The 6,963-nt window shown below is 75.4% G+C and carries 8 protein-coding genes and 1 pseudogene; 5 read left to right on the top strand and 4 right to left on the bottom strand.

Translation table 11 applies throughout. The features are described from left to right. Positions 1-372: pseudogene (locus I4I78_RS27945) on the top strand (hypothetical protein); the annotation flags it as partial. A gap of 27 nt (positions 373-399) precedes the next feature. Here I4I78_RS27945 and I4I78_RS27940 read toward each other — a convergent pair. Beyond that, a complete protein-coding gene (locus I4I78_RS27940; RefSeq protein WP_218614488.1) occupies positions 400-1,296 on the bottom strand; it encodes a Gfo/Idh/MocA family protein in 897 nt (298 codons plus the stop codon). A 51-nt stretch (positions 1,297-1,347) separates the two neighbouring features. On the opposite strand from I4I78_RS27940, the gene I4I78_RS27935 reads away from it, so the two are divergent. Next, entirely contained in the window at positions 1,348-2,193 is an 846-nt protein-coding gene (locus tag I4I78_RS27935) for an NUDIX hydrolase (RefSeq protein WP_218614487.1), read from the top strand. Positions 2,194-2,224: 31 nt separating this feature from the next. Further along, entirely contained in the window at positions 2,225-3,010 is a 786-nt protein-coding gene (locus tag I4I78_RS27930; protein WP_218614486.1) for an MBL fold metallo-hydrolase, read from the top strand. A gap of 10 nt (positions 3,011-3,020) precedes the next feature. Here the strand turns inward: I4I78_RS27930 and I4I78_RS27925 are convergent, their stop codons facing one another. The 3 genes from I4I78_RS27925 to I4I78_RS27915 form a co-directional block, all read right to left on the bottom strand. Next, positions 3,021-4,304 carry an MFS transporter gene (locus tag I4I78_RS27925; RefSeq protein ID WP_218614485.1) on the bottom strand — a complete coding sequence of 428 codons (1,284 nt, stop codon included), beginning with the start codon at positions 4,302-4,304 and terminating at the stop codon, positions 3,021-3,023. A 78-nt stretch (positions 4,305-4,382) separates the two neighbouring features. Further along, a complete protein-coding gene (locus I4I78_RS27920; protein ID WP_130293367.1) occupies positions 4,383-5,057 on the bottom strand; it encodes a Crp/Fnr family transcriptional regulator in 675 nt (224 codons plus the stop codon). Positions 5,058-5,226: 169 nt separating this feature from the next. Beyond that, a complete protein-coding gene (locus tag I4I78_RS27915) occupies positions 5,227-5,478 on the bottom strand; it encodes a hypothetical protein (protein WP_130293369.1) in 252 nt (83 codons plus the stop codon). Between the two features lie 167 nt (positions 5,479-5,645). Here I4I78_RS27915 and nth point away from each other — a divergent pair, with 167 nt between their 5' ends. Both nth and I4I78_RS27905 read left to right on the top strand, forming a co-directional pair. After that, positions 5,646-6,464 carry an endonuclease III gene (gene nth / locus I4I78_RS27910; RefSeq protein WP_218614484.1) on the top strand — a complete coding sequence of 273 codons (819 nt, stop codon included), beginning with the start codon at positions 5,646-5,648 and terminating at the stop codon, positions 6,462-6,464. Beyond that, the coding region (locus I4I78_RS27905) for a redoxin domain-containing protein (RefSeq protein ID WP_218614483.1) at positions 6,461-6,963 on the top strand (503 nt) is incomplete at its 3' end. The genes nth and I4I78_RS27905, both read left to right, overlap by 4 nt.

Here is a 6,963-nt window from a genome sequence, read left to right as displayed (position 1 = left end):
GAGGACGGTCTCCAGCCCACCGGCGGAGGTCTCGCCGCCGCGATGCCCACCGGCGACCGGGACACCGACGCCCGGGCCCAGCACCCGGCAGCCCAAGACCCGCCGGCCCGAGACTCGCCGGCCCAGAACCCCCCGGCCCAGCACCTGCCGGGCCGCGCGCCGCGGGACCCGTCCGGCAACGGTCACCGTCCGGGACCCCGGCCCTCACGTGGGGGCGCCGGGCGGCCCGCGTCCGGCCCGGACCTCGGCGGACGCTTGACCCCGAACGAGCAGGACCTGCTGCGACGACTGCAGGAGGAGCTGGCCGCGCGGGAGAACGGGGCCTCCGAGCACGGCCCGCAGAACGGCTCGGCCCACCCCGACGCCGGCTGACCCACCCGGGCCGGCGGGCGGGATGGCTCAGCCTGCCGCCCGGAGCACCTGCTCGATGACCTCCTGCAGGTGCAGCGCCCGCGCCACGCCGACCGACAGGTCGGTCCGGCCCTGCGCGACCGCCGACGCCAGGTCGTCGAGCAGGCACCCGTAGCAGGCCGCGGCGTCCGTCGGGCGCCGGTCGAGACGGTGCCGCCCGGCCGCGCCGAACACCGTCGCCTCGAACTCGGTGGGGTCCACCGGCAGCCGCAGCGACAGCGTCACCGAGCTGTGCGCGCCGCCGGCGTGTGCCAGGCCGAACCGCCACAGGTCCGGCTCCGCCCGGTGCGCGGTATCCACCCCGACGACGGGGCCGAGTGCGGCGTCGAGCAGGTCGATCACGTGCGGGCCGATGTCGAGCAGCGCACCGTGCTCGGCGCGCCACGCCGAGCGGGAGTACGGGCCGCCGAGCAGCCCGCCGGAGAGCCAGCGCGCGGAGCCCGTGGTGTCCGGCCCGGCGGGGCCGTCCGGGATCGCGTCCAGCCACGCCCGGACGCCCGGGTCGAAGCGCAGCGTCAGCATCGTCGCCGAGCAGACCCCGGCCGCGGACACCGCGTCGGCGACCGCACGGGCCCCGGCCAGGTCCTGGGCCAGCGGCTTCTCCAGGACGACGTGCCGTCCGGCCGCGGCCACCCGGGGGGCAAGCTCGCCCTGCACGGCGGGCGGCACGGCGAACGCGACGGCGTCGCACGCGTCCACCAGGTCCTCGAGCCGGGTGAACGCGCGCCCGCCGAACCCGTCGACGATCTCGCGGGCGGCCTCCGGACGGCGGGTCCAGGCCCCGGCGAGCTCCCAGCGCGGGTGCGCCGCGATCGCCGGCGCGTGTACCGCGCGGGCCCACGGCCCGGCACCGACCAGGCCGATGCGTCGTCGTCCCTCGCTCATGTGGCGATTCTCCGCTGCTGCCGGGCCGGGACGATGACCTAGGGTCCGGGCATGAGCACGCCCCGGGCCGATGCCCCCGACACACCGGTCGTCCCGCGCCCGGCGGCGACCGTCCTGCTGGTGCGCGACGACCCGGACCCGCCGGCCGGACGCACCCCGTTGCAGGTGTTCCTGCAGCGCAGGGTGACCGGGATGGCGTTCGCCGGCGGCATGACGGTGTTCCCCGGCGGCGGCGTCTCGTCCTCGGACACGATCGACCCGGCACGGTGGCGCGGGCCCGACCCGGCCTGGTGGGGACGGTGCCTGCAGACCACCCCGGAGCTGGGCGGGTCGCTGGTCTGCGCCGCGGTCCGGGAGACGTTCGAGGAGTGCGGAGTGCTGCTGGCCGGACCCGACGGCGGCGACCCGGCCGCGTTGCCGGACGCCCGCGCGCTGCGCGCCGACCTGGTGGGGCGGCGGAGCACGTTCGGCGAGCTGCTCGCCGCCCACGACCTGGTGCTGCGCGCCGACCTGCTGCGCGGATGGGCCCGCTGGATCACCCCGCCGTCCAACCCGCGGCGCTACGACACCGCGTTCCTGGTCGCCCGGGTCCCGGACGGCCAGCGCGCCGACGACGGCACCACCGAGGCCCTCGAGGCCCGCTGGTGGTCCCCGGCGCACGCGCTGGCCTGCTACGAGGAGCGCGAGATCGAGCTGATGGCGCCCACCCTGCGCACGCTGCAGGAGATCGCCGAGCACGACACCGCGGACGCCGTGTTCGCCGCGGCCGAGCACCGGGCGATCACACCGGTGATCCCGCGGGTGCGCCGGGAGGGACGGTCGGTGACCGTCGTCCTCCCGGACGACCCGGACTGGGAGTACGCCGCCGACCACCTCACCCCGGAGGGACCGGAATGACCGCCGACGTACTTTCTCCCGCGGAGGCGACATGAGCACGACCCACCCCGCCTACGGCGTCCTGCGCCAGGCCCATCCGCTGGCCGCGGTGCTGCTCCAGAACAACCCCGGCCACATGACGCTGGAGGGCACCAACACGTGGGTCCTGGCCGGCCCCGGTGCGACCGACCGGATCGTCGTGGACCCCGGCGAGGACGACGGCGAGCACCTCGAGCATCTCGCGGACGGACCGCCGGTGTCGCTGATCCTGCTCACCCACCACCACCACGACCACTCCGGCGGCGCCCCCCGCTTCGCCGAGATGGTCGGCGCCCCGGTCCGCGCGCGGACCCCCGAGCTGTGTTCGGACGCCCCGCCGCTCACCGACGGGGAGACGATCTCCGCGGCCGGCCTCCCGCTGTACGTGATGGCCACGCCCGGGCACACCGCGGACTCGACGTCGTTCCTGATCGGCGGCAACGCCCCCGCACTGCTCTCCGGGGACACCATCCTGGGCCGCGGCACCACCGTGATCGCGCAGCCGGACGGCGGGCTGGGCCCGTACCTGGAGTCCCTGCGGCGACTCGCCGAGCTGCCCTCCGGGGTGCCGGTGCTTCCCGGGCACGGCCCGGACCTGCCGGACACCGCGGAGATCGCCGCCGCGTACCTTGCGCACCGCGAGCAGCGCCTGGGCCAGGTACGCGCCGCCCTGCAGACACTGGGTCCGGACGCGACGGCGCGCCGGGTCGTCGAGGTGGTCTACGCCGACGTCGACGAGAAACTGTGGGACGCCGCGGAGTGGTCGGTCACGGCCCAGCTGGAGTACCTGCGGGGCTAGGAGATGCCGATCATGCGGCGGTCCCGGCCGGGACCCGTGCGTCGGCGGCCAGGGTGCCGCGCAGGGCCCACAGCAGGCCGGCGACGACCAGGCCGAGCACCCCGCCGGTCACGAACCCGACCGGGCCGAACACGTCGACGGCGAGCCCGGCCAGCGACTGCCCGACCGACACCCCGAACACCACGGCCGTCACCACCCAGTTGAACGCCTCGGTCGCCGACTCACCGGGGGCGGCCAGCTCGACGCCCAGCGAGTGCGCGGTGGTCTGCGGGGTGATCAGCGCGCCGGCCACGAACATCACCAGCGCCAGCAGCAGGACCGACCCGCTCGGCGCGACCAGCGCCAGCACGACGACCAGCACGGAGAACCCGGCGAGCAGCACCGGGAACCGCAGGTGCAGCTCACGCGGCCACGGGCGCATGCCGTAGAGCACCCCGGCCAGGACCGAGACGACCGACCACGCCGAGAGCAGCACGCCGCCCATCGCCGGTGCGCCGGCCGCCGACGTCGCGGCCAGCACGCCGACCTCGACCGAGCCCACGGTCAGGCCGAACCCGAGCGAGGCGAGCGCGACCGTCCGCATCCCGGGCCGGGCCATCACCCCGAACACGCCGGAGAGCCGCGTCCGGCCCGGAGCCGCGGAGTCGGCCGTCCGGTCGGTACCGGTGCGGGCGGCACGGATACGCGCGGTGCGCGTGCGCGTGGCGCGGGTCAGGGCGAACCAGACGGTGCCGGTGACCTCGGCCGTCACGGCCACCGCCATCGCGGTACCCGGCCAGGGTGTCGTCGTGACCAGCACCGCGGCCAGCGCGGGGCCCAGGATGAAGAACACCTCGAGACTGATCGACTCGTAGGCGTAGGCGGCCTCGCGGCGTGGCCCGGCCGGCACCAGGTCCGTCCAGAGCGCCCGCGACGACCCCTCGATCGCCGGCGTGACCAGGCCCGTGACCAGCGCGATCGGGACGAGCACGGCGAGGCCGGCGCCGAGCTCGATCCCGGCGAACAGCGCGGCCACCATGACCAGGTAGGCGGCGCTGAACAGCAACAACGGGCGCGTCGGGCCGACCCGGTCCAGCAGCCGCCCCTGGACGATCATGCCGACGCCGATCCCGACGAGCGTTCCCGCCGAGACCGCTCCGGCGAAGGCGTAGGAGCCCGACACCCCCTGCACGTAGAGCAGGGCGGACAGGCTGAGCATCGAGATCGGCAGCCGGCCCAGCACCGATGCGAGCACCGGCGCGGCGGCACCCGGGGAGCTCAGCGCAGCGCGGTAGTCGCCCAGTGATGCAGCCATTCCCCCAGCATCACACGAACTGGTACGGGCGTACCAGTCGATAACGCCGGGCCCCGTCGACGGGGTCCGGCGCCCTCGTCAGCGGGCCCGGCGGGCCAGGCGCTCCGGCTCCAGGATGAGCACGCTCTTGCCCTCGAGCCGCAGCCAGCCGCGGTGCGCGAAGTCGGCGAGCGCCTTGTTCACGGTCTCCCGGGAGGCGCCGACGAGCTGGGCGATCTCCTCCTGGGTGAGGTCGTGGGTGACCCGCAGCAGGCCGGACTCCTGGGAGCCGAACTGGCGCGCGAGCTGCAGCAGCGACTTCGCGACCCGACCGGGGACGTCGGTGAAGATCAGGTCGGCGAGCATGTTGTTGGTGCGGCGCAGGCGGCGGGCCAGCACGCGCAGCAGCTGCTCGGCGATCTCCGGGCGCTTGCCGATCCACTCCCGCAGCGCGGCGCGGTCCATGGTGTGGGTGCGCACCTCGGTGACCGCGGTCGCGGTGGAGGTCCGCGGGCCCGGGTCGAAGATCGAGAGCTCGCCGAACATGTCCGACGGACCGGCCACCATCAGCAGGTTCTCCCGGCCGTCCGGGGACTTGCGGCCGAGCTTCACCTTGCCGCCGGAGACGATGTACAGACGGTCACCGGGTTCGCCCTCGCTGAAGATCACCTGCCCGCGCGAGAACTCGGCGGGCTCCAGCGCCTCCGCCAATGCCTCGGCGGCCTGGGGCTCCACGCCCTGGAAGATCCCGGCCCGGATCAGAACGTCGTCCACTGCACAGCTCCTCGTTCACCTACCGCACAGGCGCGGCGGGTCGTCGGCGCGCCAGTGTAGGGCCCGACGCCCTGCACATGCGCAGCAGGAACCCGTTCGGGCGCGCCCAACCGGGTTCCATCACTCGTTCGGACCGCCGCAGGACGCCCGCGGCCCGGCGACGATGGTGTCAGGCGGACGGGATCCGGCTGCGACGGGCACCCCGGCGACGGCCCCGGTTGCGGAGCCGGAACAGCTCCAGCGCGCGGCCGGTGCCCTGGCGGAACAGGGCGCGGAGCTCGTCCGGGCGGGGCTGCTCGAGCATCTCGTCGAGCTCGTCCTGACGCACGGTGGACTCCCGCAGCCGGGATTCGACGCGCTCCATACCCAGCGCGAAGAACATCACGAGCAGCGGCACGAGGACGGACAACCAGGCAGTCATGGCAGACGTGATCCTCTCGCACACCGGAGCCGCTCCGTCGCCCGGGGTGCCCGTGCCGACGATCCTGATATGCACTCGTGACCCTCATCGGAGCAACCACCCGCGTCGTTACCGCGGGTCGGACTCCTCGGCGATGGTTGTCGGTGGCTCCCCGTAGTCTCGGGTCCGTGAGCACCTCCGTCCGGCGTCCCACCCGCCGGGCCGCCGCCGGACTCGCCGCGCGTGTCGAGGCCGGCGAGAGCCCGATCGGTCGAGCCCGCCGCGTCGGGCGGATCCTGCGCGGCCTGGCCGTGGCCTACCCCGACGCCCACTGCGAGCTGGACTTCGGCACACCGCTGGACCTGGCCGTCGCCACCATCCTGTCCGCGCAGTGCACCGACGAGCGGGTCAACCAGGTCACGCCCGGCCTGTTCGCCGCCTACCCGAGCGCCGCGGACTACGCCGGGGCGGACCGCACCGAGCTGGAGGAGCGGATCCGCTCGACCGGCTTCTACCGGAACAAGACCTCCTCGCTGATCGGGCTCGGGGCGGCCGTGGTGGAGAACCACGGCGGCGAGCTGCCCGCCACGCTGGACGACCTGGTGAAGCTGCCCGGGATCGGGCGCAAGACGGCGAACGTGATCCTCGGCAACGCCTTCGACGTCCCCGGGATCACCGTGGACACCCACTTCGGCCGGCTCGTCCGGCGCTGGGGGTGGACCGAGGAGGAGGACCCGGTCAAGGTCGAGCACGCGATCGGCGAGCTCGTCCCGCGGCGTGACTGGACGATCGTCTCGCACCACGTGATCTTCCACGGCCGGCGCGTCTGCCACGCGAAGAAGCCGGCCTGCGGGGCGTGCTCGCTGGCCGTCGACTGCCCGTCGTTCGGGCTCGGGCCGACCGAGCCGGAGCAGGCCGCCGCGCTGGTCAAGGGCGCCGAGCGGCCGCACCTGCTCGAGCTGGTCGGGCTCGGCGACGGACCCGCCGCCCCCGGGGACGGTCGGTGAGCCGGCCCCGCACCCGGTCGCGGACCGGCGGGGCATCCCGCTCGGAGATCATCGCGACGGCGGCGGTCGTCGTGCTCGTCGCACTGGCCGTGGTGGCGCTGTGGCCGGACGCGCCGTCCGGACCCTCCGGCGGCCCCGGCACCTCGACCGCCGCCGAGCCGAACGGTGACCCGGCTGCGGCGGACCCGGTGGCACTGGCCTCGGCCCGGGCCGGGGCCGGCCTCGACCCGTGCCCGTCCGCCGCTCCCGGCACGGCGGCGACCGGCCCGCTCGCCGGGGTCACGGTGCCGTGCCTGGGCGCCGACGGGGCCGTCGACGTCGGGGCCGCGCTGGCCGGGCGCCCCGCGCTGCTCAACGTCTGGGCGTCCTGGTGCGCGCCGTGCCGCGACGAGCTGCCCGCGCTCGCCGCCTACGCCGCGCGGCCGGGATCGGTGCCGGTGCTCACCGTGGACGTGCGCGACGACCCGGTGGCCGCGCTCTCGCTGCTGCGCGACCTGCG

Source organism: Pseudonocardia sp. KRD291 (assembly GCF_019263595.1).
GTDB lineage: Bacteria > Actinomycetota > Actinomycetes > Mycobacteriales > Pseudonocardiaceae > Pseudonocardia.
The sequence above is the reverse complement of the archived record's forward strand: the minus strand, read 5'-3'. Positions and strand labels throughout refer to the sequence as shown.